The sequence below is a fragment of the Cellulomonas uda genome, assembly GCF_006538705.1.
Taxonomy (GTDB): Bacteria; Actinomycetota; Actinomycetes; order Actinomycetales; family Cellulomonadaceae; genus Cellulomonas; species Cellulomonas uda.
The window spans coordinates 1-1,663 of sequence record NZ_BJLP01000097.1 but is presented as its reverse complement, the minus strand read 5'-3'; the positions used below and the strand labels follow the sequence as shown (position 1 = coordinate 1,663).

Genomic DNA, 1,663 nt, shown 5'->3' with positions numbered 1-1,663 from the left:
CGGCCGCTGTACGCCGCGAGCTCGACGACGCCGCCGGAGGCTCGTTCCAGGAATGGCTCCGCGCACGCCACGACGACGACGCCTTCGACCACGCCATCGTCGAGCACGTCCACCGCTGGTTCGGCCAAGCCGCCTAGCTGTCGCCCGCCGCGCGCTACGTCGCGTCCGGGCGCGTCGCCGTCGATACGGCAGACGAGCCAGCCGCGCGACTGCGTGCTGTCACCTACTGGTGCATCAGCCCCTGACTGCTACGGTCAGCGCACCCCGGAATACTCCGGGCATAACGCCACACCGCTTTGCAGGGGGGACCTGATGCCGCACACCACCACGAGACGCACGCTCACCGCTGCCATCATCACCGGGGGCCTTGTCACGGCAGGACTCCTCAACGTCAACGCGGCCTCCGGGGCGATCACACCGCCTGATGCCTCGTTCGTCTACAGCGGCGAGCCGGTCGCTGACACGATCTCGCGGGCCGACCTCATCGCACGGGCGAAGGCCGGGCAGGGAAACCTCACGATCCAGGACGACGGGGCCAGGCCGCAGACGTTCGGCCCCTCGGACCTCACCACGGACGCCGCCACAACCGCCAGCTCAGGCTTCACCGCCACACCGTCAGGGTTCGTGCTGTGGAACCCCGGCTCGCGGGTCGACGACTACCACTACCGCAGCTCGCCCGTCCAGATCATCTCAGGCCGCTGCTACGTGTCGGGTTGCACCGCGACCGAGAAGATCAACTACGTCCTGAAGGAGTCGCTCGTCGGCGGGAGCAGCAAACGGTGGGCTCTGGAACTCCTTCGAACGCAGATCGCCAACGACCCGCACATCACGTACACGAACAGCGCGTCGTACGTCTGCGGCCGAAACATCTCGGGCGCCCCTGACAAGATCTGTGAAGGAAACTCCGACCCGAGCGACCCGTCAATGGCTGTCGCTTCCCCCGAGTACTACACGTTCGAGTCAACCTCGGGCTACATCAACTTCCCGATGGTGCGCGTGAACGTCCTCTTCTCCAACGACTTGTCGGCCTATCACAAGTTCCGCGGCTGGGACGTGAAGGTCTCGTCCGCCACGAAGCTCAGTGCCACGTCCGACGGCGCGAAGTAACACACCATGCCGTACTGGTTCACACCCGACATCCCCGCCTCCCGTTCGCCGCATCAGGAGGCGGGGGTGTTGTGGTTGCCTCAACCTGACAGGTTGTGGGCTGTTGTCACCGCACAGCTCGAGACTCAACCCGCCTCACTGGACGAATGGTCGAACGACGACATCACCGGTGTGGCTGTCACGTCCGTTGAGGCACTGCTGGACCGTGACGTCACCGTCCCGGTCGCATTCGAGCCGGACGTACCCCCAGCGCACCAGCTCCCGCCCGGCACGCCGACCACGGCGCTCATCAACGGCACGACAACCAGCGCACGAACATGGCTCCTGCCCGGCCCGACACGCCTCACCCTCATCGCACTCCCCAGCACAAGGGTGACCATCACAGCCCTTCACCCGGCAGATCACAACACGTCCCTCACGACCTGGCCGGCGAACACGTAGACACCACCACGCCACCGCCACAGAACGAGGCACACCCCTGGCAGCTCCCCGACCTGCGCCGACTCACCGTCCGCACCGCACTCGCCGACCTGCCCACGATCGGTTCTCCCGCGCC

At 66.4% G+C, this 1,663-nt stretch carries 2 protein-coding genes; both read left to right on the top strand.

Annotated features, from left to right (window positions below):
- The first annotated feature begins 312 nt into the window (after window positions 1-312).
- Window positions 313-1,107 (top strand): hypothetical protein, encoded by a 795-nt coding sequence (locus CUD01_RS16280; RefSeq protein ID WP_141322533.1) that lies wholly within the window; start codon window positions 313-315, stop codon window positions 1,105-1,107.
- A gap of 6 nt (window positions 1,108-1,113) precedes the next feature.
- Window positions 1,114-1,548, top strand: a complete 435-nt coding sequence (locus tag CUD01_RS16275) for a hypothetical protein (RefSeq protein WP_141322532.1) — start codon at window positions 1,114-1,116, stop codon at window positions 1,546-1,548.
- The last annotated feature ends 115 nt before the right edge of the window (window positions 1,549-1,663 follow it).